Origin of the sequence: Bradyrhizobium tropiciagri, assembly GCF_001189845.1 — a bacterium.
GTDB lineage: Bacteria > Pseudomonadota > Alphaproteobacteria > Rhizobiales > Xanthobacteraceae > Bradyrhizobium > Bradyrhizobium tropiciagri.
On sequence record NZ_LFLZ01000065.1, the window covers coordinates 1 to 23,915 of the forward strand.

General features: G+C 64.9%; 19 protein-coding genes and 2 pseudogenes. 6 read left to right on the forward strand and 15 right to left on the reverse strand.

Annotated elements, in window-relative coordinates; translation table 11 throughout:
- From AKN84_RS47540 to AKN84_RS34620, 6 genes and pseudogenes are all read right to left on the reverse strand, one after another.
- Positions 1 to 319: pseudogene (locus AKN84_RS47540) on the reverse strand (OmpA family protein); the annotation flags it as partial.
- Between the two features lie 233 nt (positions 320 to 552).
- Positions 553 to 786, reverse strand: a complete 234-nt coding sequence (locus tag AKN84_RS49495) for a hypothetical protein (protein WP_128971425.1) — start codon at positions 784 to 786, stop codon at positions 553 to 555.
- A gap of 129 nt (positions 787 to 915) precedes the next feature.
- The gene (locus AKN84_RS34605; RefSeq protein ID WP_050424939.1) at positions 916 to 1,299 is read right to left on the reverse strand and encodes a VOC family protein; all 384 of its coding nucleotides are present in this window, start codon (positions 1,297 to 1,299) and stop codon (positions 916 to 918) included.
- A gap of 200 nt (positions 1,300 to 1,499) precedes the next feature.
- Positions 1,500 to 2,327 carry an FkbM family methyltransferase gene (locus AKN84_RS34610; RefSeq protein ID WP_050424940.1) on the reverse strand — a complete coding sequence of 276 codons (828 nt, stop codon included), beginning with the start codon at positions 2,325 to 2,327 and terminating at the stop codon, positions 1,500 to 1,502.
- Positions 2,328 to 2,388: 61 nt separating this feature from the next.
- Complete coding sequence (locus AKN84_RS34615; protein WP_050424941.1) at positions 2,389 to 4,440, reverse strand: ABC transporter ATP-binding protein/permease; 2,052 nt, start codon at positions 4,438 to 4,440, stop codon at positions 2,389 to 2,391.
- 262 nt (positions 4,441 to 4,702) lie between these two features.
- Positions 4,703 to 6,847: a hybrid sensor histidine kinase/response regulator gene (locus tag AKN84_RS34620; protein WP_128971426.1), complete on the reverse strand. Its 2,145-nt coding sequence runs from the start codon at positions 6,845 to 6,847 to the stop codon at positions 4,703 to 4,705.
- Positions 6,848 to 7,232: 385 nt separating this feature from the next.
- Between AKN84_RS34620 and AKN84_RS34625 the strand changes: the two genes are divergently transcribed.
- The 3 genes and pseudogenes from AKN84_RS34625 (at position 7,233) to AKN84_RS34635 (ending at position 12,251) form a co-directional block, all read left to right on the forward strand.
- Positions 7,233 to 7,520: a FeoA family protein gene (locus AKN84_RS34625; RefSeq protein ID WP_050424942.1), complete on the forward strand. Its 288-nt coding sequence runs from the start codon at positions 7,233 to 7,235 to the stop codon at positions 7,518 to 7,520.
- A pseudogene (gene feoB / locus AKN84_RS34630) lies at positions 7,517 to 9,388 on the forward strand (ferrous iron transporter B). The gene AKN84_RS34625 and the pseudogene feoB overlap by 4 nt, the downstream one beginning before the upstream one ends.
- Positions 9,389 to 9,500: 112 nt before the next feature.
- Complete coding sequence (locus AKN84_RS34635) at positions 9,501 to 12,251, forward strand: bifunctional acetate--CoA ligase family protein/GNAT family N-acetyltransferase (RefSeq protein WP_050424943.1); 2,751 nt, start codon at positions 9,501 to 9,503, stop codon at positions 12,249 to 12,251.
- Positions 12,252 to 12,279: 28 nt separating this feature from the next.
- Here the strand turns inward: AKN84_RS34635 and AKN84_RS34640 are convergent, their stop codons facing one another.
- From AKN84_RS34640 to AKN84_RS34660, 5 genes are all read right to left on the reverse strand, one after another.
- Positions 12,280 to 13,065: a succinate dehydrogenase iron-sulfur subunit gene (locus AKN84_RS34640; RefSeq protein ID WP_050424944.1), complete on the reverse strand. Its 786-nt coding sequence runs from the start codon at positions 13,063 to 13,065 to the stop codon at positions 12,280 to 12,282.
- Positions 13,066 to 13,083: 18 nt separating this feature from the next.
- Complete coding sequence (gene sdhA / locus AKN84_RS34645) at positions 13,084 to 14,925, reverse strand: succinate dehydrogenase flavoprotein subunit (RefSeq protein ID WP_050424945.1); 1,842 nt, start codon at positions 14,923 to 14,925, stop codon at positions 13,084 to 13,086.
- A 3-nt stretch (positions 14,926 to 14,928) separates the two neighbouring features.
- On the reverse strand, positions 14,929 to 15,303 hold the full coding sequence (gene sdhD / locus AKN84_RS34650) for a succinate dehydrogenase, hydrophobic membrane anchor protein (RefSeq protein ID WP_128971432.1): 375 nt from the start codon (positions 15,301 to 15,303) through the stop codon (positions 14,929 to 14,931).
- A 14-nt stretch (positions 15,304 to 15,317) separates the two neighbouring features.
- Entirely contained in the window at positions 15,318 to 15,716 is a 399-nt protein-coding gene (gene sdhC, locus AKN84_RS34655; protein ID WP_050424947.1) for a succinate dehydrogenase, cytochrome b556 subunit, read from the reverse strand.
- Positions 15,717 to 15,945: 229 nt separating this feature from the next.
- Positions 15,946 to 16,866: a LysR family transcriptional regulator gene (locus tag AKN84_RS34660; RefSeq protein WP_050424948.1), complete on the reverse strand. Its 921-nt coding sequence runs from the start codon at positions 16,864 to 16,866 to the stop codon at positions 15,946 to 15,948.
- Positions 16,867 to 17,008: 142 nt separating this feature from the next.
- Between AKN84_RS34660 and AKN84_RS34665 the strand changes: the two genes are divergently transcribed.
- Entirely contained in the window at positions 17,009 to 17,869 is an 861-nt protein-coding gene (locus tag AKN84_RS34665; protein ID WP_050424949.1) for a sulfite exporter TauE/SafE family protein, read from the forward strand.
- Here AKN84_RS34665 and AKN84_RS34670 read toward each other — a convergent pair.
- The 3 genes from AKN84_RS34670 to AKN84_RS34680 form a co-directional block, all read right to left on the reverse strand.
- Positions 17,866 to 18,381 (reverse strand): DUF3658 domain-containing protein, encoded by a 516-nt coding sequence (locus AKN84_RS34670; RefSeq protein WP_050424950.1) that lies wholly within the window; start codon positions 18,379 to 18,381, stop codon positions 17,866 to 17,868. The genes AKN84_RS34665 and AKN84_RS34670 overlap by 4 nt on opposite strands.
- Before the next feature lie 78 nt (positions 18,382 to 18,459).
- Complete coding sequence (locus AKN84_RS34675) at positions 18,460 to 18,957, reverse strand: hypothetical protein (RefSeq protein ID WP_050424951.1); 498 nt, start codon at positions 18,955 to 18,957, stop codon at positions 18,460 to 18,462.
- Between the two features lie 26 nt (positions 18,958 to 18,983).
- Positions 18,984 to 20,513, reverse strand: a complete 1,530-nt coding sequence (locus AKN84_RS34680; protein ID WP_050424952.1) for a malonate--CoA ligase — start codon at positions 20,511 to 20,513, stop codon at positions 18,984 to 18,986.
- 86 nt (positions 20,514 to 20,599) lie between these two features.
- On the opposite strand from AKN84_RS34680, the gene AKN84_RS34685 reads away from it, so the two are divergent.
- Positions 20,600 to 21,361, forward strand: a complete 762-nt coding sequence (locus AKN84_RS34685; RefSeq protein ID WP_050424953.1) for an SDR family oxidoreductase — start codon at positions 20,600 to 20,602, stop codon at positions 21,359 to 21,361.
- Positions 21,362 to 21,543: 182 nt separating this feature from the next.
- Here AKN84_RS34685 and AKN84_RS34690 read toward each other — a convergent pair whose 3' ends face one another.
- Positions 21,544 to 22,944, reverse strand: a complete 1,401-nt coding sequence (locus AKN84_RS34690; RefSeq protein ID WP_050424983.1) for an MFS transporter — start codon at positions 22,942 to 22,944, stop codon at positions 21,544 to 21,546.
- A 328-nt stretch (positions 22,945 to 23,272) separates the two neighbouring features.
- Here AKN84_RS34690 and AKN84_RS34695 point away from each other — a divergent pair, with 328 nt between their 5' ends.
- Complete coding sequence (locus AKN84_RS34695; protein WP_050424954.1) at positions 23,273 to 23,827, forward strand: fasciclin domain-containing protein; 555 nt, start codon at positions 23,273 to 23,275, stop codon at positions 23,825 to 23,827.
- Positions 23,828 to 23,915 lie beyond the last annotated feature (88 nt).

Genomic DNA, 23,915 nt, shown 5'->3' on the forward strand with positions numbered 1-23,915 from the left:
CTGCGGGCGGCTCGGGCCGAGCAGGTGCTGCAGGTGGGGTCGGCTTCGCGGGTGCTGCGGCCGGCGGCGGAGCCGGATGCGCAGGCGGCGCGGCTGCTGGAGGCGGTGCTTGCGGATGCGGCGCAGCGGCGGGCGGTGCAGGATGTGCGGGTGCGCCCGGTGCCGGCTTTGGCTTCGGCTTTCCGTCAGGTCCGAGCTCTTCCTTTTGCTGCGCCTGTGCGACGACCAGCGGCGAAGTTTGGGCGTGCGACGCTGAGGTGGCGAATTGCATCACCGTCAGCGCAGTCGTGGCAAGCAGCACGAGACGAAGCTTTGTCATGATCTTGGAGTCCCCGGCGGAAAGTCTGGGCAGGAAGGAAAGAAAGTCAGAACCGAACAATTCGGCAGGACGATGAATTGCCAGCGGTTAGGCCGGATTGTGGCGAGCGCCGAATCATCGGCGAAGTTTATTTCGACATCATAACGGGTTGCATGTGCCTTTGTTCACTGGACATTCAGAAGAAACGCTCCGACACATTCGCAATCGATGTGGAACTAAGGCGCGAGGGTGATTCACCGCGCGGCGGGTCGATCTGTCGCAGGCGGCGGGCCCGATGGTCCGGGCGGTCCGCGCACAGGTGATTCGTCGGGCGTCTTGCCGGGTAACTCGTCCGGTCGCGGTGGCTCGCCGGGTTCGCGCGCCGGCGGAGGAATCTCCGGCTGCGGATTGCCGGGCGGAATTCCCGGCGGCGGCTCGCTCGGCGTGCCAGGAGTTGCCGGCGGAATGTCCGGGGGCTCGATCGGCATCACATCGAGACCAGGCGGCTGATGCCGATGCCAAATCTGGCGCTGTCAGGTCGCATCGCGCGCATCGATCGCTCCATCGCAGTTCGAAGCGACAACGAACCGTGCGCGACACCGTTCCTGTGCGCCTCATCAGGGCGCGTGGCAGACCGCCTCGATGTTGTGGCCGTCGGGATCGAGCACGAACGCGCCGTAATAGTTCGGATGATAATGCGCGCGAATGCCCGGTGCGCCGTTGTCGCGGCCGCCGGCCGCCATCGCGGCCTTGTAGAAGGTGTCGACGGTGGCGCGGTCCTTGGCCGTGATGGCGATGTGCACCGGCTTGTTCATCGCGCCTTCGCCGCCGATCCAGAAATCCGGCTTGCCGTTGGCGCCGAAGCCTGCCGCCGGCGCGTGCCCGGTTACTTTCGCGGGCACTTCCATGATCAGGCCGTAATCAAGCGGCGCCAGCGCCGCCTGGTAGAATGCCTTCGCGCGTTCGTAATCAGAGACCGAAAAGCCGATATGGTCGATCATCGCGAGCCTCCCTTGTTGTGCCGCATTGGTATCTGCGTTCTCGTTTCACCTTCCCTCAAAGGGGAGGTGAAGGTGTAGCCCGGATGAAGCGAAGCGCAATCCGGGGCTGCTCTAGCCGCGGATAGTCCGATCCCGGATTTCGCTGCGCTTCATCCGGGCTACGATCAGTTCCGGCGCGACCGAACTCGGCCGCGCGCATCTCAACCCCGCACCAGCAGCGTGTTGCTTCGCGTCCGGCCCTGATCGACGTAACCACGCGTGTGCATGTCCGCAATGCAGTCGTCGGTCCATTCGTCCTTCGACAGATGTTCGATCACGACCGCGCGCGGCCAGAGTTGCTCCGGCGCGTCGCGGAAGAAGCCGATCAGCACGCGGTCCTCAAAGCCTTCGACGTCGACCTTCAGCGCATCGACCTTATCGGCGCCGGCTTCCTCGAGGATCCGTTGCAGCCGCAGCGACGGCACCTTGAATGCCTTGCCCGTGGGCGTCCCCGTGACGATGTGGCTGGCGCCGAGATTGTCGCCGTCGGTCTCGATCATCAGCTCGCCGTCGGCGGGGCCTGCGGCCGCCGCAACCAGGCGCACCTGCGGAAAGCCGGAAGCCTGCGTGTTGAATTTGAGCCGCGCATGCGTCATCGGATGCGGCTCGATCGCGATCACCTTGCCATCGGGGCCGACATCGCGCGCCAGCGCGAGCGCATAGGTGCCGACATTGGCGCCGAGATCGACGAAGGTGCCGCCAGCGCCGACATGGCGGCGCAGGAACGCGAGCTCTTCGAGGTTGTAGTCGGGGTTGAACAGCGCACCACGCTCGGTCGCGCTGTGCTGGTGATAGAAGCGGAACGACGCGCCCTGATAGGTCACATCAAGCGGTCCCGAACCGAACAGATTGACCAGCCGCGACAGCCAGGGCCGGAACGCACCGCGCTTCAATCCGGTGCCATGCGCAAGCCGGATGATGGCGGCCTGCGCCGGGTTGGGCGCCAGGGCGCCGAACGGCGCCGGCGAAATGTCGTTGCTGGGGATCACGCATTGCCCTCGTCAAAAGCGGCGCATGCATAGCCGGTTTTGACGGGAGCGCCAACGCCCGTCACGCCGCCTTGCCCGATGCCTGCCGCTGGCCCAGGAAGCGGCCGAGCAGCTTTCGCTTGCCCTTACGCGGGATCAGGTCGACGTCGCTGACCAGCTTGGCGCCGCCTTTGCGGCGCTCCAGCACGATCTTGCGGCTATGGAACGCTTCGAGCTCGATGCGATGGGCGACGCTGACGATGGTCGCCTTCGGCAATTCCGTCGTCACGGTCTCCATCATCTTGTCCTGGCTCTTCTCGTCGAGCGCCGAGGTCGCCTCGTCGAGCACGACAATGTCGGGGCTGTGCAGCAGCAGGCGGGCAAAGGCGAGCCGCTGCTTCTCGCCGCCGGACAGGGTCTGGTCCCACGGCGCATCCTCCTCGATCTTGTCCTTGAGATGGTCGAGGCCGACCTTGTGCAGGGCGTCGCCGATCTCCTCGACGCTCCAATCCTCCGCCGCGCCGGGATAGGCCACTGCGCGCCGCAGCGTGCCCGAGGGCACATAGGGCTTTTGTGGCAGCATGAACAAGCGGCGGTCCGCATGCAGGCCGACACTGCCGCCGCCCCACGGCCACAGGCCGGCGATGGCGCGGACCAGCGTGCTCTTGCCGCTACCGGATTCGCCGGCGACCAACAGCCGTTCTCCAGGCTCGACCACGACCTCGGTCTCGGCGACCACGGCGGTGCCGTCATCGAGCGTGACCGAGAGGTCGTTGAGGCTCAGCATCGCCTCGCCCTCAGTCTCGGCGCGTTCGATGCGTCCGAAGCCGTCGCCGGTCTCGGCGCGTTCGAGGCCGTCGAGCGACATCATCAGCGATGCGATGCGGCGCGCACATGCGTTCCAGTCGGCGAGCCGCGGATAATTGTCGACCAGCCAGCCGAACGCCGTCTGCACGATGGTGAAGGCGGATGCTGCCTGCATCACCTGGCCGAGCGTCATGCTGCCCTCGAGAAATTTCGGGGCGCACAGCAACAGCGGGACCACCGGCGCGATCAGGTTCGATCCCTGCGAGACCAGCGTCGTGCGCATGTGCTGCCCGGCGAGTCGCGCCCATTGCCGCAGCACCTTCGAGAACGTCTTGTCGATGCCGTCGCGCTCCTCGGTTTCACCGCCAAGCAGCGCGATGCTTTCGCCGTTTTCGCGGACGCGGGTCAGGATGTAGCGGAATTCCGCTTCCGCCTGGTTCTTGTCCTCGGAGATCTGCACGAAGCTGCGGCCGATCGCCGTGATCGAGCCCGACGCGATCGCCGCATAGATGATCGCGGCAATGACCAGGAAGCCGGGAATGCTGATGGACGAGCCGCCGAGCGTCAGCGTCAGGGCGCCGCCGATCGTCCAGAGCACGGCGATGAATGTGATGGCGGACAGCAGCGCCGAAGTCACCCCGGCGATGAAGTCGACCGGCGAGTCGGTCGCGATCCGCAGGTCCTCCGCGATGCGGTACTCCGGATTCTTGTGATCGCCGTCGACCAAATTGAGCTGGTAGTAGCGGCCGTTGGTCAGCCAGCGCGATACGACGGCGTTGGTCAGCCAGGCGCGCCAGCGCCGTTGAATCCCCATGCGGCCGAATACCTGTGCGACGCCCAGCAGGGCGCTGCCGATTGCGAGGGGAAAGAAGATGGCGGTGAGGTGGAAGACAGTCGCCGAATCGCGCTTTTCGATCGCATCGAAGATCGCGCGATTCCAGACGTTGATGCCGTATTGGACGGCGACGTTGGCGACGATCAGCAGCAGCAGGCCGATCGTGAACAGCCACGCCAGCCGGTCGCCATTGCGGCCCCAGTAGCCGCGCGCGGTGATCCAGAACCGCGTCAGCAAATAATCCTTGCGCGCCCGTTCGGCCTCTTCGGGCGACAGTTCAGGATCGGGTTCGAGGGTTTCCGGCGGCGGTGGTTCGACATGGTCGTCGTCTTCGGCGACGACTTCGACGAGTTCGGACTTATCGTCCGCTTCGGTCTTCGCGTGGTCCTTGCTTTCAGAATCGCTTCGCTTTGCGCTTGCCTTCCGACGCGGGGCGGCCTTGCTCGAGGATTGCTTGCACGCAGATCCGAATTTTGCCGCGGCTTTGCCCATGGCACGTCAACGCCAGAGAAATCAGCCGGTTCCATCCCATTTCCGGCAGCAGACCGCGAGCATCCTCGCTTGTCATTGCACGGCTGAAGTCTTGAATCGATCTATCCCCAGCGTCGTCCTGGCGAAGATCAGGACCCATTATCCCGAATGCGAATTGTTGCGCGACGCTGGGCCACGACCCCGTTCATCACCGAATGCGGTGGTGATGGGTCCTGGCCTTCGCCAGGACGACAGTGTGCTGAGCTGTGCCAGCGCAATCACCTCACCCTGCCGGCGCCTGATCCCTTCGCAGCCGGCGAGAGCGCGCGGCCTTGTGCAGCACGCGCGCCAGCTGCTCGGCCGAATAGGGTTTTTGCAGCAGCTCGAAGCCGCCGCTGCCCTGCTGCGACAGCACCTGGCTGTAGCCGGAGGCAAGCACGATCGGCAGATCGAGCCGCTGCCGGCGGATCTCCTCCGCAAGCTCGATGCCGCTCATGCCGGGCATCACGACATCGGTGAACACAAGATCGAATCTGCCGGGGTCGACGGCCAGCTCCTCCAGCGCGTGGGTGGCGTTCTCCACCAGCACACAGGTGCATCCGAGCTGGGTCAGCGTGTCGGCCGCGAACTTTCCGACCTCGGCATTGTCCTCGACGATGAGGACCGACGCGCTGGCCGGATCGACCGGAGGCGCATCCTCCGTGAGCGGCGATTGTGCGTTGTGTCTGCCGACGACGCGCGGGAGATACAGCGTGAAGGTCGAGCCCTTGCCGATTTCGCTGTTGACGGTGACCTCGCCGCCGGATTGCTTGGCGAAGCCGAACACCTGCGACAGGCCGAGGCCGGTGCCGTGACCGACTTCCTTGGTGGTGTAGAACGGCTCGAAGATGCGGCCGAACAGCTCCTGCGGAATTCCGACGCCGGTATCGGCCACCGACACTGCGACATGGCCGTGCGGGCTCGGCGGCGTGCTCATCTCGGACGGCAGTTTGTCGACGGCGCGGACCGCGATCGTGAGCCGGCCGACGCCGTCCATCGCATCGCGCGCATTCACTGCCATATTGATGATGGCGGTCTCGAACTGGCCGGCATCGGCGTTGACGAGACAGGTCTGGTCCGGCACCTGTGCTGTGATCTCGATGCGCGAGCCGATCAGGGTCGCGATCATCTCGCTCAGGGTGCGGACGTTCTGGCAGGCGTCGAACACCTCGGGCTTGAGGGTTTGCCGGCGCGCGAATGCGAGCAGCTGGTTGGTCAGCTTGGCGGCGCGATTTACCGTGTTGGAGATCGCATCGATGTAACGCTGCCGCCGCGGGTCCGGTAGGTCCGGCCGCCGCAACATGTCGACCGACGCGCGGATCACGGTGAGCAGATTGTTGAAGTCGTGCGCGACGCCGCCGGTCAGTTGCCCGAGTGCCTCGAGGCGCTGGCCATGCCGCAATGCCTCCTCGGCTTCGATGCGCTTGCTGGCCTCCTCCTCCAGGCGCTCGGTTCGCTGATAGGCGAGCACCAGCAAGCCAAACAGCAGCGCGGTGGCCGGGATGCCGAAGATCAGGTGCTGGGCCATGGTCGTGATCCAGCGCGCCCGGATCGCCAGGGTTTCGAGGCCGGCGCTGACATAGATCGGGTATTCGGACAGCCGCTCATAGCGCATGCGCCGTTCGATGCCATCAACGGGGGAGCGGATCGTCATGGTGCCGGCCTGCGGATTGGCGGCCATCTGTTGTCCGAGCGGCCCGCTCGGCTCGAACCGGGCGTCGTGGTCGACAATCGGGTAGTGCGCCAGCACCGCGCCGTCGGTCCGGATCAGCGCCAGGAAGCTGCCGGGCTCGCGGCCGATCCGCGCATAGAAGTTCTCGAAATACTCCGGAAGCACCGAAGCCTGGATCACGCCGCCAAAGCTGCCGTCCGCGTTGCTGCGGCGCCGCCCGACGCTGAAGAATCGCGCGCCCTGGTAGGGCGGCCGCGGGGTCAGCACCTCGCCGATATAGGTGCCGATGTCGCGCTCGGCATGGATCCGGAAGTAGTCCCGATCCGAGAAATCAATGTCGGGAGCCGGCTCCACCAGGCTGTTGACCAGGGCATGGCCGCTGGCATCGAATATCCAGATCGATTTTACCTGGGGAAGCGCCTCGGCGACCTTGCGCAGCCGCTCGTGCAGGCTCTTCTCGCGCGCGACGATCTCGGCATCGCTCATGCCGCGGACGACCTCGGTGACCTCGCCCAGGCTCCGGTCGATGGTCTCGAACACCTTGAGCGCGTGCTCATGGGTGACGTCGAGGGTCCGCTGGATCTCCTGGTCGGCGGCCTCGCTGTTGGAGATCCGGGACATTGCCGAAGCAAACAGGAACAGCGCCAGCGGAAGGGCCAACGAGGCGGCCATCATCCATTGCAGCAGTTTCAGCGAATTGCGTTGTGCGGTCGGCACGGGCGCTCCGGCTCCTTGCAGACCTTAACGCAAACCATTGTGCCGGAGGAAGCAAATCCCCGTCCCGGATGGCCGTATCGGAGCTCGTCCACCGTTCGTGGTAACGAAAGTCCTTGCGGAGCGATCGGTCGGCTGCCGGCTCGAATTCAGGCCCGGCGTGGAAGGGCGATACCGCCGGCGTGGCTGGCCGAGTTTCCGCCAGCCTGCCACGCCGGGAAGGCGACGCCCAGAAGGACCCGGAGGGATCACGACCTCGTTAGCTGGAGCGCGGCAGTCAAGCGGAAAATCGGCCGGGATGACGGGCGCGGACGCTGTTTTTAGGAGTTCTAAAACCTCTCACGGGCAAATGCTTGACCCTGTGACTACCTGCTGAAAAACAGGCCGCATGACAGGCGATCCAGACACTTCCCAGGATAATCTTCAGGACATCCGGCTCGGACATGCGGATCGCGGTTTTGTCGGAAAGATCATCAGGCTCGATGCGCTCGTGACGGGTTCATCGCTCTCTCCGCAGGAGCTGGAGCAGCGCTTGGTGGAGATGGGATTTGTCGAGGGCGCGCGCGTGGAAATCCTGCATGAAGGCACGATCCGGCGGGATCCGATCGCGGTGCGCGTCGACAACATCACGATCGCGCTGCGCCGGAGCGAAGCCATGGCCGTGATCGTCGAATGACAACTGCATCCCTGCGTCTGGCGCTGGTGGGCGCGCCGAACACCGGCAAGACGTCGCTGTTCAACAGCCTGACCGGCAGCCGCCAGAAGGTCGCCAATTATCCGGGCGTCACGGTCGAGCGCAAATCCGGCGGCTTCGTCACGCCCGAGGGCCGCAGCGTCACCGTGCTCGACTTGCCCGGCACCTATTCGTTGCGCGGCCGCAGCCCGGACGAGGAGATCACCCGCGACATCGTGCTCGGCCGCTTGGACGGCGAGGCGGTGCCCGATCTGATGCTCTGCGTCGCGGACGCCACCAATCTGCGGCTGACCCTGCGGCTGGTGCTCGAGCTGAAGCGCGTCGCCGGCCGATGATGCTGGTGCTCAACATGATCGACATCGCAAAGCGCCGCGGCGTGACGATCGATCTCGACCGGATGTCGCAGGAGCTCGGCCTGCCGATCGTGACCTCGGTCGCGGTCCGCAAGGGCGGCGTCGACGAACTCTTGAAGCGGACCGACGAATTCCTGGCGAAGTCGCACGAGGCGGCGGCCAGCGAGTGGACGACGCCGACGATTGCCGACCTCAAGGCTGCGCAGCGCGAGGCGGACCGCATCATCGCGGCAGTGGTGACGCTGCCGACCAAGCCGGACACGCTGACCAACCGGATCGATTCGGTCGTGCTGCATCCGATCTGGGGTCTCGTGATCCTGGCCGTAATCCTGTTCGTGATGTTCCAGGCGGTGTTCACCTGGGCGCAGCCGGCGATGGAGCTATTGTCGGACGGCTTCGCCGCACTCGGGCAGTTGATCCATGACGTGATGCCCGAAGGCTGGGGCCTGCTGCAGAGCTTCCTGCAGAACGGCCTGATCTCGGGCGTCGGCAGCGTCATCGTGTTCCTGCCGCAGATCATCATCATCTTCCTGTTCATCCTGCTGCTGGAAGATTTCGGCTACATGGCGCGCGCCGCGTTCCTGATGGACCGCATCATGGGGGGCGCCGGGCTGCATGGCCGCGCCTTCATTCCGTTGCTGTCGAGCTTCGCCTGCGCCATTCCCGGCATCATGGCGACGCGGGTGATCGACAATCGCCGCGACCGCCTGACCACGATCCTGATCGCGCCGTTGATGACCTGCTCGGCGCGCATTCCGGTCTACACGCTGATCATCTCGGCCTTCGTTCCGGCGACCACGCTGTGGGGCTTCGTCAATCTGCAGGGGCTCGTGATGTTCGGGCTCTACGCCGCAGGGATCACCAGCGCGCTGACGGTCTCGGCGATCGCAAAGTTCTTCCTGTGGCGCGACCATGCGCCGGCGCCGTTCATGCTGGAACTGCCCGACTACAAGATGCCGCGGCTGAAGAGCATCGCGATCGGCGTGTTCACCCGCGCCAAGATGTTCCTGTATCGCGCCGGCACCACGATCCTCTCGATGATGGTGCTGATCTGGTTCCTGGCTTCGTTCCCGCAGGCGCCGGCCGGCGCCGAGACCGGCGATCAACTACAGCTTTGCGGCGATGATCGGCCATGCGCTCGAGCCGCTGCTGCGGCCGATCGGCTTCAACTGGCAGATCGCGGTGGCGTTGATCCCAGGCATGGCGGCGCGCGAGGTCGCGGTCGCGGCGCTCGGCACCGTCTATTCGATCGAGGGCGGCAAGGAAGCGGCCGATCAGATCGGCCAGGTGCTGGCGCAGAAATGGACGCTGGCGACCGCGCTGTCGCTCCTGGTCTGGTACATCTTCGCCCCGCAATGCGCCTCGACGCTGGCGGTGATCCGCCGCGAGACCGGCGGCGCGAAATGGATGGTGGTGACGTTCCTCTACATGCTCGCGCTGGCCTATGTCGCGAGCTTCCTGACCTTCAACCTGGCGCAGGCGTTGGGACTGCATTAGACGGAGGATTGAGTTCCGTCATACCAGCCAGGGGTCGCAACGGGTACAATGGGTCGAACGAGGAAGTAGACTTCATTCGAAGCGCATCACGCGCTTCCTGCGGGACCACGCTATGTCGACGTTCGGCCTGGAGCGGGTATTTTCGCCGCGAAGCATCGCGGTGGTCGGCGGCAGCCCACGCCCGTCGTCGCTCGGCGCGGCGGTGCTCCGGAATATCAAAACGAGCGGCTTCGCCGGCAAGCTCGGCGTCGTCAACCGGCACTATGCCGACGTCGATGGCGCGCCGACCGTTCCCGACCTGAAGTCGCTGCCGTTCACGCCGGACCTCGTCGTCATCAGCGCACCGGCGGCTGCGGTTCCCCAGATCGTGGCGGAAGCAGGCGCCGCCGGCGTTGCCGGTGCGGCGATCCTGTCGGCCGGTCTCGGTCATGGCGTGGGCTCGCTCGCGGAGATCGTGGAGCAGACGGCGCGGCGGCACGGCATGCGCCTGATCGGGCCGAATTGCCTCGGTGTCATGGTGCCGCGCGTCAAGCTCAATGCGAGCTTCGCCTCGCATCAGCCGTCCGATGGGCATGTCGCGCTGATCTCGCAGTCCGGCGCGGTCGCGTCGGCGATGATCGAGTGGGCGGCGGAGCGGCGGCTCGGCTTCTCCGGCATCGCCTCGATCGGCGACCAGCTCGACGTGGACGTCGCCGACCTGCTCGATTACTTCGCGCTCGACGATCATACCAACGCGATCCTGATCTACCTCGAAGCGGTCAAGGACGCGCGCAAGTTCATGTCGGCGGCGCGCGCCGCGGCACGCATGAAGCCGGTCGTCATTGTCAAATCGGGGCGGATGGCGGAGGGGGCGAAGGCAGCCGCGACCCATACCGGCGCGCTGGCCGGCTCCGATGCGGTCTATGACGCCGCGTTCCGCCGCGCCGGCATGCTGCGCGTCTACGACCTTCGCCAGCTCTTCGATTGTGCCGAACTGCTCGGCCGCGGCTTCGTGCCGCGCGGCAACCGGCTGGCGATCCTGACCAATGGCGGCGGCCTCGGTATCCTCGCGACCGACCGGCTGGCCGAGCTCGGCGGCGTTCCCGCGACGCTTGCGACCGAGACGATCGAACGGCTCGACAAGATGCTGCCGACAGGCTGGTCGTGCGCCAATCCGGTCGACATCGCCGGCGATGCCGACGCCGCCCGCTACGTGGTGGCGCTCAACGCGCTGCTCGACGACGCGAACAGCGACGCCGTCCTGGTCGCAAATGTCGAGACGGCGGTGGCACCGGCCGTGGGTATTGCGGAAGCGGTTGCGCAATGCGTGCGCGATCGCCGGTCAAAACGGAGTGCGGTCGCCGCGCTGGTGCTGGCGGCCTGGGTCGGCGCCGACGAGCGCACCGGCGCGATCTTCGAGGCGGCGCGGATTCCGCACTTCCCGACCGAGGACGATGCGGTCCGCGCCTTCATGTATCTGGTACGCTATCGCGAGGCCTCCACGGCGCTCGCCGCGACCCCGCCCGGCGTCGCGTCGGTGTTCACGCCGGAGACGGCGGCGGCGCGGCACGTCGTCGTGAAAGCGTTGTCGGAGGGACGGGCGTGGCTCGATCCAGCCGAGGTCGTCGCCCTGTTCGAGGCCTATCGTATTCCGATCGTGACGACGCTCGTCGCCGACACTTCCGAGGACGCCGGTGCGAAGGCGGCGCCGTTCCTCGCCGAAGGGCATGCCATCGTGGTCAGGGTGTTCTCGCGCGACATCAGGCACGCGTCCGATGTCGGCGGGGTGATCCTCGACCTGCGCACCAAAGATAGTGTCGTCGAAGCCGCCAGGACAGTGCTGGAACGCGCACGCAGCGCGCGGCCCGATGCCACCCTGCAGGGCGTGACGATCCAGCCGATGATCGTGCGGCGTGCTGCGCGCGAACTGATCCTCGGCATTGCCGACGATCCGACCTTCGGTCCGGTGATCGTGTTCGGCCGCGGCGGTCCGGCGGTCGAGGTGATCAACGACAAGGCGCTGGCGCTGCCGCCGCTTGACATGAATCTCGCCCATGAGCTGGTCGGACGCACGCGCGTCTCGCGGCTGCTCGGCGGCTATGGCGACGTGCCGGCTGTCCCACCCGATGTGGTGCCGCTCACCCTCGTCAAGCTGGCGCAGATGGCCGCCGACATTCCCGAGGTCGCCGGGCTCGATATCAATCCGATGCTGGCGGACGAGAGCGGCGTGCTCGCGCTCGATGCGCGCGTCGCGATCCGCAAGCCTGCGCGGCTGTTCGCCGGTCAGACCCGGCTCGCGGTCAGGCCCTATCCCTCGCAATGGGAGGGCGAGCTTGCGTTACGCGATGGCTCGCACGTCACGGTGCGCCCGATGCGGCCGGAGGACGAGCCGATGGTCGAGGCGTTCTTTCGGCGCGTCACCGCCGAAGATCTCAGGCTGCGCTTCTTCCACGCCATGAAGGAGTTCTCGCACGCCTTCATCGCGCGCCTCACGCAGCTCGATTATGCCCGCGCGATGGCATTTGTGGCGCTCGATCCAACCACCGGCGAGATGATGGGCGCAGTCCGGCTGCATTCGGACTCGCTGTACGAGAACGCCGAATACGCGATCCTGCTGCAATCCGATCTCAAGGGCAAAGGCCTTGGCTGGGCGCTGATGCAGCTCCTGATCCACTATGCGCAGTCGGAGGGACTGAAGCGCCTGTCCGGCCAGGTGCTGACCGAGAACACCACGATGATCGGGATGTGCCGCGATCTCGGCTTCACCGTCACGATGGATCCGGAGGATCACAGCATCGTCGACGTCGTGCTCGACCTCCGCAAGCCGGGAGTCGCTGCGGTCGGCTCGGATATCCTGATCCGGCCGCCGGCGGCTGGCCGCTGAAAACAGCGCCAGCCGTATTCGGGTCGGATCAGATCTGGCGTTCGACCATCTTGAACTTGAGCTCGGCGATCGCCTCGGAGGGATTGAGGCCCTTCGGGCACGCCTTGGCGCAGTTCATGATGGTGTGGCAGCGATAGAGGCGGAACGGATCCTCGAGATTGTCGAGCCGCTCGCCGGTCGCTTCATCGCGGGAATCGGTGACCCAGCGCGTTGCCTGTAGCAGCGCGGCGGGGCCGAGGAAGCGTTCGCTGTTCCACCAGTAGCTCGGGCATGAGGTCGAGCAGCAGGCGCACAGGATGCACTCGTAGAGACCGTCGAGCTTCTCGCGATCCTCGTGGCTCTGCCTCCACTCCTTCTGCGGCGTCGGCGTCGTGGTCTTCAGCCACGGCTCGATCGAGGCATACTGGGCGTAGAAATTGGTCAGGTCGGGGACCAGGTCCTTGACGACAGGCTGGTGCGGCAGCGGATTGACCTTCACCGCGCCGCCGGCGCCGACGTCGTGCATCGACTTGGTGCAGGCCAGCGTGTTCTGGCCGTCGATGTTCATCGCGCAGGAGCCGCAGACGCCTTCGCGGCAGGAGCGGCGGAAGGTCAGCGTCGGGTCGACGTGGTTCTTGATCCAGATCAGACCGTCGAGCACCATCGGACCGCAATCATGGGTGTCGACATAGTAGGTGTCGACGCTCGGATTTTTGCCGTCGTCCGGGTTCCAACGATACACCCGGAATTCGCGGGTCTCGGTGGCGCCGGCCGGCTTCGGCCAGGTCTTGCCGCCGGAAATCTTCGAATTCTTCGGAAGTGCGAATTCAACCATGCTTGCTCGCCTTCGTTCTCAGTAGACCCGCGCCTTCGGCGGGATGTACTGCACGTCATTGGTCATCGTGTAGCTGTGCACCGGACGGTACTCGATCGCGGTCTTGCCGGCCGGATCGATCCAGGTCAGCGTGTGCTTCATCCAGTCCTTGTCGTTGCGGTCCGGGAAGTCCTCGCGCGCATGCGCGCCGCGGCTCTCGGTGCGGTTCGCCGCCGAATCCATCGTCACGACCGCCTGCACGATCAGATTGTCGAATTCCAGCGTCTCGACCAGGTCGGAATTCCACACCAGCGAGCGGTCCGAGACCGAGATATCGCCGACGCCGCCATAGACCTTGTGGATCAGGTTCTGGCCTTCCTGCAGCACGTCGCCGGTGCGGAACACCGCGCAATTGTTCTGCATCACATGCTGCATGCTGTCGCGCAGCTTCGCGGTCGGTGTGCCACCGGAGGCGTGGCGGAAGCGATCGAGCCGGCCGAGCGCGAGATCGGCCGAATCCTTCGGCAGTTCCGGCTGCTTGGCGTTTGCCGTCAGCTTGTCGGCCAGCCGCAGCGCGGCGGCGCGGCCGAACACCACGAGGTCGATCAGCGAGTTGGAGCCGAGGCGGTTGGCGCCATGCACCGAGACGCAGGCCGCTTCGCCGATCGCCATCAGGCCCGGCACCACCGAATTGTCGTCGCCGTTGCGCTTGGTCAGCACCTCGGCGTGATAGTTCGTGGCAATGCCGCCCATGTTGTAGTGCACGGTCGGCACGATCGGGATCGGCTCGCGGGTGACGTCGACATTGGCGAAGATCTTCGCCGATTCCGAGATGCCCGGCAGCCGCTCATGCAGCACCTTCGGATCGAGGTGATCGAGGTGCAGGAAGATGTGATCCTTCTTCTTGCCGACGCCGCGGCCCTCGCGGATCTCGATCGTCATCGCGCGCGAGACGACGTCGCGCGAGGCGAGGTCCTTGGCCGACGGAGCGTAGCGCTCCATGAAGCGCTCGCCCTCGGAGTTGACGAGATAGCCGCCTTCGCCGCGGGCGCCCTCGGTGACGAGACAGCCCGAGCCGTAGATGCCGGTCGGATGGAACTGGACGAACTCCATGTCCTGCAGCGGCAGGCCGGCGCGCAGCACCATGCCGCCGCCGTCGCCGGTGCAGGTGTGCGCCGAGGTGCAGGACGCATAGGCGCGGCCATAGCCGCCGGTCGCAAGGATCGTGGTCTGGGCGCGGAAGCGATGCAGCGTGCCGTCGTCGAGCTTGAGCGCGATCACGCCGCGGCAGACGCCCTGGTCGTCCATGATCAGGTCGATGGCGAAGAATTCGATGAAGAACTCGGCCGAATGCCGCAGCGACTGGCCATACATCGTGTGCAGCATGGCGTGACCGGTGCGGTCGGCGGCGGCGCAGGTGCGCTGCGCCTGGCCCTTGCCGTAGTCCATGGTCATGCCGCCGAACGGGCGCTGATAGATCTTGCCGTCTTCGGTGCGCGAGAACGGCACGCCCCAATGCTCGAGCTCGTAGACCGCGTCGGGCGCATTGCGCACCATGTATTCGATCGCGTCCTGGTCGCCGAGCCAGTCCGACCCCTTCACGGTGTCGTACATGTGCCAGCGCCAGTCGTCCTGATGCATGTTGCCGAGCGAAGCCGAGATGCCGCCCTGCGCCGCAACCGTGTGCGAGCGGGTCGGGAACACCTTGGTGATGCAGGCGGTGCGCAGTCCCGCTTCCGAGCAGCCGACCACGGCGCGCAGGCCCGCGCCGCCGGCGCCGACCACGACAACGTCGTAGGTGTGGTCCTGGATCGGATAGGCCTTGCCGTTCGTGGCCGGGCCACTGCCGTTGGTGGCCTTGCCGTTACCTTCACCGGCCATGGGTCAAACTCCCGATGACAATTTGAGAATTGCGTAGATCGAGGCCATGGCGACCGCGACGCAGAAGAAGTTGTTGGCCATCACGCTGGCGATCTTCAACTTCTCATTGTGGATGTAGTCTTCAATCACGACCTGCATGCCGATCTTCATGTGCCAGGTGCTGGCGATGATGAAGAGCAGCAGGATGATGGCGATCGGGATGGAGCCGAGGATCTGGGCGGCGCCAGCATGGTTGCGGCCTATCAGCATGATGACCACGACGACCACCGGGACGATCAGCAGCGTCATCGCGACCGCGGTGAGGCGCTGGCGCCAGAAATCGGAGGTGCCGGAATGCGAGGCGCCGAGATTGCGGACGCGCGCCAGCGGCGTGCGCATCGAGGAGGGGCCGCTCATCGTCCACCTCCAACAGCGTAGGCAATGATCCAGATCAGCATGGTCAGCGCGATGCCGGCGACCAGCGCGCCCCAGGTCAGGGCTTCGCGCTCATTGGCCTTGAAGCCGTAGCCGAGGTCCCAGACGAAATGGCGGATGCCGCTGCACAGATGGTGCATCAGCGCCCAAGTGTAGCCGAACACGATCAGCTTGCCGATCGCGCTGCCGGTGAAGGCCTGCACATTGGCGTAGGCGGTGGGGCCGGAGGCGGCGGCGATCAGCCACCAGGCCAGCAGCAGGGTGCCGAAATAGAGGGCCAAACCTGTTGCGCGGTGGACGATGGACAGCGCCATCGTCAGCGTCCACCGGTAGGTCTGCAAATGGGGTGAAAGCGGTCGTTCGATCCTGGCGGTCATCGGCGGGCTTTATGATGTGAGGGACCGCGCCCGGCCCATCGGGGAACGCGGTAGAGGAGTTCTATTTACGGACTAGGATCAGCCCGCGCAACGGCCAAATAGCCTTCGGTCGAACCGAAGTTCATTGTTAGACTTGCCGAATTCTGGTTGATCCGCAGTTTGGTATACCAGATGCAAGCATCGGTGAACAAAGAAATGAATCGATCGTCCGCAACATCGGCTGGCGTGTTCACTGACGCGCAGACGGAGCCCGGAAGGCATCGGTTTTGCCCCATTGTTCCACCAGATAGTCGACGAATGCCCTGATCTTAGGCGATGCGAGGCGTGACGGCTGGAGCATCAGATGCAGTGGCGTCGGGGCCGGCTCATGATCCAATAGTAGCCGTCGCAGGCGGCCGCTCGAAAGATCGGACTGCACCTGCCACGACGGCACGCGAACGACGCCCGCACCATCCCGCGCCGCAGCAACCAGCGCGTCGAGGCTATTCATCCAGAGCCGACCGGATATGCGGAATTTGCGACCCGTCTTCGAGCTGTCGGCAAAACGCCACGCGGCGCTGCCGGGCGAATCGGAAAACACCAGGCAGTCGTGACCCGCAAGATCGTCCGGCGTGTGTGGTTCGCCGCGTCGCGCCAGATAGTCCGGCGCCGCGCACACGATCATCTGCAGGTCGGTGAGCTTGCGCGTGACGAGCTGCGAGTCGCGCAAGCGGCCGATGCGGACAGCGAGATGGATGTCCTCCTCGACCATATCGACAGCGCGGTCGATCAACAGCAGGTCGACGGAGATTGCCGGATAGCGGCGCAGAAACTCGACCAGCATCGGTGCGATCACCAGCCGCCCGACCAGGCTCGGTGAACTCAGCCGAATCCGGCCCGACGGCTGATGCGGGTCGCGCGCCAGCGCCGCCTCGATCTCCCTCATCTCGCCAAGAATCGATTTCGCGCGCTCGTAGAGAATTTGGCCATCGTCGGTCAGCGCGAGCCGGCGCGTGGTGCGCAGCAGCAGGCGGGTGCCGAAATGCTCTTCAAGCGCGCTGATCTGGCGGCTCACCGAGGTCAGCGAGCTCGGCAACGCGCGCGCCGCCGCCGACAGGCTACCGGTCTCGACCGCGCGGACAAACGCTGCCATCGCCGCAAGCTGGTCCAAGCTAGATCCTTCCGCATTTCGCAAGAGAGCCTGCTCAACAGCATAGATACTCCCGAATCTCAAAAGGGGCTATTCCTCTGGCGAACAGTCTCAAGACGGCGCCAATACCAAACGTGTGGCGCCAAACACTGCACCAAGGGACATGATGGCCGGCCTGGATCCCAAGGAATTGCTCGAGCTTGCGCTGCTGCTGATCGCGGTCGGTGCGCTGTCCGGCTTTCTCGCCGGCCTGTTCGGCATCGGCGGCGGCGCGATCCTGGTGCCGGTGTTCTACGAATGCTTTCGCCTCGCCGGCGTGCCGCTCGAAGTGCGGATGCCGCTCTGCATCGGTACCTCGCTCGCGATCATCATCCCGACGTCGCTGAGCTCGTTCCGCGCCCATTATCGGCGCGGCGCGGTCGACATGGAAATCCTGAAACGCTGGTGGCTGCCGATCGTGATCGGCGTCGCCGCCGGCAGCGTCACCGCGCGCTTCGCGCCGGAGCGCTTGTTCAAGATCGTGTTCGTGATGGTGGCCTGGTCGGCGGCGGCGCGACTGCTGTTGGCGCGCGAGACCTGGAAGTTCGGCGACGACGTGCCGAACGGTTTTCTGATGCGTGTCTACGGCTTCTTCGTCGGCCTGCTGTCGACGCTGATGGGCATCGGCGGCGGCCTGTTCGCCAATCTGCTGATGACCTTCTACGGCCGGCCGATCCATCAGGCGGTCGCGACCTCCTCGGCGCTCGCGGTGCTGATCTCGATCCCCGGTGCATTGGGTTACGTCTATGCCGGCTGGCCCGCCGCCGCGCGCTTCCCCGACGTCGCCGCACTGCAACTGCCGTTTGCGCTCGGCTACGTCTCGCTGATCGGTGCGCTGCTGGTGATGCCGACCACGCTGGTCACCGCACCGCTCGGCGTGAAGGTCGCGCACGCGCTGTCGAAGCGGGCGCTCGAAGTGGCGTTCGGGACCTATCTCTTCATCGTCGGTGGGCGGTTCGTGATCAGCCTCGTCGGCGGGCATTAGCCGGGAAGGCTACGACACCTGGCCCACAAGCGAGGCCTTCGGATCATGCTATTGCCCCAGTACCGCAGGTCGCCCTGGCACTCAAAGTGGCCCGCACCTGCCAATGCCTGAATCCGGGCCGCGATCGTCTCACTGCTGATCGCCAACCCGATGTCGTCACACGCCACAAGTGCCTGACCCACAATCATCATCATCGTCCGCCATTTTGGCTCCATGACAGAGAAGATGATCTGGTCGAGTTTGGTGACCGATATGGACAGGCTTGGCGAAACCTCATCCCAGGTGAGCGTGCTGCTGATCCGTGGACGTTTCGGTCGCGGCGCCAGCTCCGGATACTGGTCATAGAGGTCGAACAGTTTCTTGTAGACGACTTCGCAGGCCTTGGTCAGATGCTCCAACAAGGCGTCGTAATCGACCTTGTCGATTTCCTTCGTGGCGATGACTGTACGATCGAGTGCCCGGCTCACTTTCAGGAGATGTTTCTTTAATTCGGCCGCCCGCTCTCGATTCATGCCAAAGGCCTCGTGACTACACCTTGCAAATATTGGGCGCGCATTCGCGCAACCCGTTGGCTCCATCCAGACGACAAACTAATCCTTTAATCGGACTTCACTGCCGCCCCATATTCGAAGGTCGCCAACACCTTCAATCCGATCGGAATCTGAGAGTAGCCGCAATCGCGCTGCGATCACCTCGTGACTGATAGGTAAGCCGAGCTGCTCGCAACGCTTCCCGGCATTGGTGAGAAGTACCGCCACCTTCTGCCACTGCGACCTCAAGAGCGAGAGGATGATCTCGTCGAGCTGGCCTTCGCCTACCGATGACGGGAGATTTACGTCGTTCCAAGTCAGCTCGCTGCATATCTCGGGTGGCGTACGATCATTTTCCGGCGGGATCAGATCGGGATATTGCTCCCAGATCTGCAACAGCACCTTGTCCTGCAAGTCGGAGACGACTTCGTGAAGCAGGTTGTCAAATTTGACCCGCTCGGCCTTGGCAAGGCCCGCGACGGCCATTCTCGCCTTGTGGATCGCCTCCCAGGCATCGAGCAAGTGATCGTTGATCCGGTCAGCCTGCTCCCGCTTCATGGTCCCTCGCGAAACTTCGCGTCCCCTCAAGCCTTCGAATAAATATCCTTATACGTATCCCGCAGAATGTTCTTCTGCACCTTGCCCATCGCGTTGCGCGGCAATTCGTCGACCACGAACACGCGCTTGGGCATCTTGAATTTGGCGAGCCGTCCGTCGAGCGCCTTCAGTACCGAGGCCTCGCTGATATCGGCGCCCTTGCTGCAGACCAGCACGGCGGTGACGCCTTCGCCGAAATCTGCATGCGGCACGCCGATCACGGCCGACTCGATCACGCCGGGCATGGCGTCGATCTCGCTCTCGATCTCCTTCGGATAGACGTTGAAGCCGCCCGAGATCACGAGATCCTTGCCGCGGCCGAGGATGTGGACGTAGCCCTTGTCGTCGATCTTGCCGAGGTCGCCGGTGATGAAGAAGCCCTCGCCACGGAATTCGGACTTGGTCTTCTCCGGCATCCGCCAGTAGCCCTGGAACACGTTCGGGCCCTTCACCTCGATCATGCCGATGGTCTCGCGCGCCAGCTCCTTGCCGGATTCGGGATCGGTGACCCGCACGGTCACGCCGGGCAGCGCGAAACCGACGGCGCCGGGCACGCGATCGCCGTCATAGGGGTTCGAGGTGTTCATGTTGGTCTCGGTCATGCCGTAGCGCTCGAGCACGGCATGTCCGGTACGCGCCGACCATTCGCGATGGGTGTCGGCGAGCAGCGGCGCCGAACCTGAGATGAACAGCCGCATGTGTTTTGTCGCGTCCTTGTTCAGGCCGGGGTTCTGCAACAGGCGGGTATAGAAGGTCGGCACGCCCATCATCACGGTGGCGCGGGCCATCAGCTTCAGGATCGCGTCCGGATCGAACTTCGGCAGGAAGATCATCGAGGCGCGCGCAAACAGCGTCACGTTGCTCGCCACGAACAGGCCGTGGGTGTGATAGATCGGCAGCGCGTGGATCAGCACGTCCTTGTCGGTGAAGCGCCAGTAATCGACCAGCGAGTACGAGTTCGACGCGAGATTGTCGTGCGACAGCATCGCGCCCTTGGAACGGCCGGTGGTGCCCGAGGTGTAGAGGATCGCGGCGAGATCGTTGTTTGCCCGTGACACGGTCGCGAATTCCTTCGGCGCCTTGTCGGCGGCTTCGGTGAGCGAGCCCCTGCCGCTGGAATCGAGCGTTTCGACCTTCGCGCCGACCCTGGCGGCGATCGCCTTGATGCCTTCGAGCTTCGAGGGATCGCAGACCACGACCGTCGGCTCGGCATCGGTGATGAAGTATTCGAGCTCGTTCAGCGTATAGGCGGTGTTGAGCGGCAGATAGACGCCGCCGGCTCGCACGGTCGCAAGATAGAGCACCAGCGCCGAGACCGACTTCTCGGTCTGCGCCGCGACCCGGTCACCCGGCTTGACGCCGCGCTCAACCAGCACATTCGCCATCTGGCCCGCGCGCGCGATCAGATCGCCATAGGTGATGCGGCTGCCGTCGAGCTGCTCGATCGCCAGCCGGTTGGGATCGTCGAGGCCGTCGAACAGGCGGGAAAACAGGTTGGCGTTGGTGGTCGTGTTCATGCAACATCCCCCGAAGGGCGAAAGAGCCGGAAAGGTCTGGCTGGATTAGCAAAAACGCCCTTCGGAAAGCAACGGAGACAGTTTGCATGACAAATAATGGGAAACGCGTGGCCTGGGTCACCGGCGGTGGAACGGGAATCGGTGAATCCGGGGCGGAATTCCTGGCTGCGGACGGCTGGACGGTGGTGGTTTCCGGCCGCCGCAAGGAAGAGCTGGACCGCGTGGTGGCCAACATCACGAAAAAGGGCGGCAAGGCCGAGGCGATCCCGCTTGACGTCAGCAGCAAGGCCGACGTCAACAAGGCGGCCGAGGCGATCGTCGCCAAGCACGGCCGCATCGACCTCCTGGTCAACAGCGCCGGCATCAATGTGCCGAAGCGCAGCTGGGCCGACATGGAACTGGAAGGCTGGGACAAGCTGGTCGAGGTCAACCTCAACGGCGTGCTCTATTGTATGCGCGCGGTGCTGCCGACCATGCGCAAGCAGCAGGACGGCTGCATCATCAACGTCGCCTCGTGGGCCGGCCGCCACGTCTCGAAGATGCCGGGCCCGGCCTACACCACGACCAAGCACGCGGTGCTGGCGCTGACCCATTCCTTCAACATGGACGAATGCATCAACGGCCTGCGCGCCTGCTGCCTGTCGCCGGGCGAGGTCGCGACCCCGATCCTGAAGCAGCGGCCGGTGGTGCCGAGCGAGGCCGAGCAGGCCAAGATGCTGCAGCCCGAGGATTGCGGCCGCACCATCGCCTTCGTCGCCAGCATGCCGGCGCGGGTCTGCATGAACGAGATCCTGATCAGCCCGACGCATAACCGGGGATTCATCCAGACGCCGGCGAACAGGGATTAGGCCGAGCTCTATCAACGAGTCGTCCCTGCTTTCGAAAGCAGGGACCCATAACCACCGATATTGGTTGTTGCGTACGCTGGAGCCGCAGCCTTCGCCAAACGACTATTCGTGGTTATGGTCCCGGCTCGCGCTTCGCTTGGCCGGGACGACAGCGTTGATGGATATCGCCATCGCGCTCTACCTCACTCGCTGATCTCGTTCAGCTCCTTGCCGGTATGCTCCGGTACGAACAGGAAGACCCCGATCGCCATCGCGATCATCAGCACCGGGATGCAGAGGAACGCCAGCGCGAACGAGCCGGTGTGCTGCTGGAGTGCGATCGAGACGAAGGGAAACAGCACGAAGCCGACGAAATAGGCGATCGCCCAGACCACGCCGTTGGCAGCGCCCCGGATCCGGGTCGGGAAGATCTCCGCCGTCAGGGTCGTGCTCGGGCCCCAGAAGCCGAGGAAGCCGAGGCACCAGAGAAGCCCGAACGTCCACAGCAGCACGCGGTCTTCGGAATAGACCCAGAGAGTCATGAAGATCGCGCCCTCGATCAGGGTCACGATGAAGGTGCGGCGGCGGCCGATCTTGTCGATCAGCCAGCCGACGACGCACAGGCCGACGAAGCCGCAGAGGCCGTAGAACACGTAGAACAGGCTGTATTCGGCGGTCGACCAGTGCTTCTCGGTGGACAGATACAGCGGCATCCAGGCGCCGACCGTGCCGTAGATGCAGGTCGAGGCGCAGGCAACGAACAGTGCGACTAGGGTTGAGGGCAGCACGTCGGGCATGAACACCTGGCTGATGCCGACCGACTTGGCCTTGGTGAACCAGTTGCGGTCGTCGTCGCTGACCGTGCCGCCGCGCGCCAGCGTCTCGGAGATGTGCCGCTTGCGGTCCTGCGAACGCACCCAATAGGGCGATTCCGGACAGGTCGAGCGGATATAGATCGCGAGCAGCGCGATCACGCCGGGCACCATCACGGCGATACGCCAGCCGAAATTGGCGGCGACGAGGCCGGTGATCGCACCGGCAAGCGTCGCGCCCAGGCACCAGGCCGAACGCGTGATGCTGATGACGCGGCCGCGCAGTCGCGCCGGCCAGGTCTCCGCCACCAGCATCGAGCCGAGCGACCATTCGCCGTTCAGCGCAAAGAACAGCAGCGAGCGCGCGATCACGAACACCGCGAAGGTCGGCGACAGCGCCGCGACCGGCATCAACAGCGAGAACAGTGCGATATTGACGGCGAGCAGCGTGCGGCGGCCGTAGCGGTCGGCGAGCCACGGCCAGAAATAGAGCCCGGCGATGCCGACGAACAGCGCGATCTGCATGCCGGAGCGATACTCCGGCAGGGTGAGCTGGAATTCCTTGATCACCATCGGCGAGATCAGGGCGAAGATCACGCCGTCCATGCCGTCGAAGCCCCAGCCGAGCGCATTGGCGGTGGCGATGTGCCAATGGGTTTTCGTGAGCTCGGTGCTGCCGGCGACGGCGCGGTAGTTGTCGTATTGCAGGTGTTTCTGTTCGAGCGGTCCGACGTCGCTGCCGGCATCGTTCACCATCGGCGCGGCGCGCCCATCCGCCGTAATGCTGCTCATGACTGGCATCCCCACGACCGCCGGCGGCGAAGCTGCGCCGCAATCTCAGGCTGAACCAATCGAACAATGGCAGCAAGCAAATTGCTTGCGGCAGCGCACGCGTCCATTCCGCTGAATGGAATGGCGCGCAGGTCGTGCAATGAGCGCGCGTACGCAGCGCGCCGCCGCCGGTTTCAGGAATCACAAAGAATTATTTCCGGAAACCGCCCGGAAAACCTCGCGTAGCTCAGCTCAACGATGGCGCTCTCATCAACCAACCCGCGCCGTTGTTGCCCCTTCATCGCCGGCGGAGACGCGCCGGCCAGATTAGCCATTGGGAGACGAAATCATGTCGAAGCGTATTGCCTATCTCGCCGCCGCCGCCTTCAGCGCGCTCGCGATCACTGCCACCGTCATCGCGCCGGTCCGCGCCGAGGAAAAGACCGTGATGGTCGGCGGCGCCGCGATGTTCCCGTCCAAGAACATCGTCCAGAACGCCGTCAATTCGAAGGACCACACCACCCTCGTCGCCGCGGTGAAGGCCGCGGGCCTGGTCGGCACGCTGGAAGGCAAGGGCCCGTTCACGGTGTTCGCGCCGACCAACGCCGCGTTCGGCAAGCTGCCGGCCGGAACCGTCGACAGTCTCGTCAAGCCCGAGAACAAGGCGACGTTGACCAAGATCCTCACCTACCATGTGGTGCCCGGCAAGCTCGAGGCCTCCGACCTCACCGACGGCAAGTTGCTGAAGACCGCCGAGGGCGAGGAGCTGACCGTGAAGCGGCAGGACGGCAAGGTCTGGATCGTCGATGCCAAGGGCGGCACCTCGATGGTGACGATCTCCAACGTCAACCAGTCGAACGGCGTCATCCATGTGGTCGACACCGTGCTGATGCCGGCGTCGTGACACCTGGCCGCCCGGTTAGGCCCTGACCGGTCCGACGAAATCGCGAGCCGGAGCCTCGCCCCGGCTCGCATTTTTGTGACCACATGAA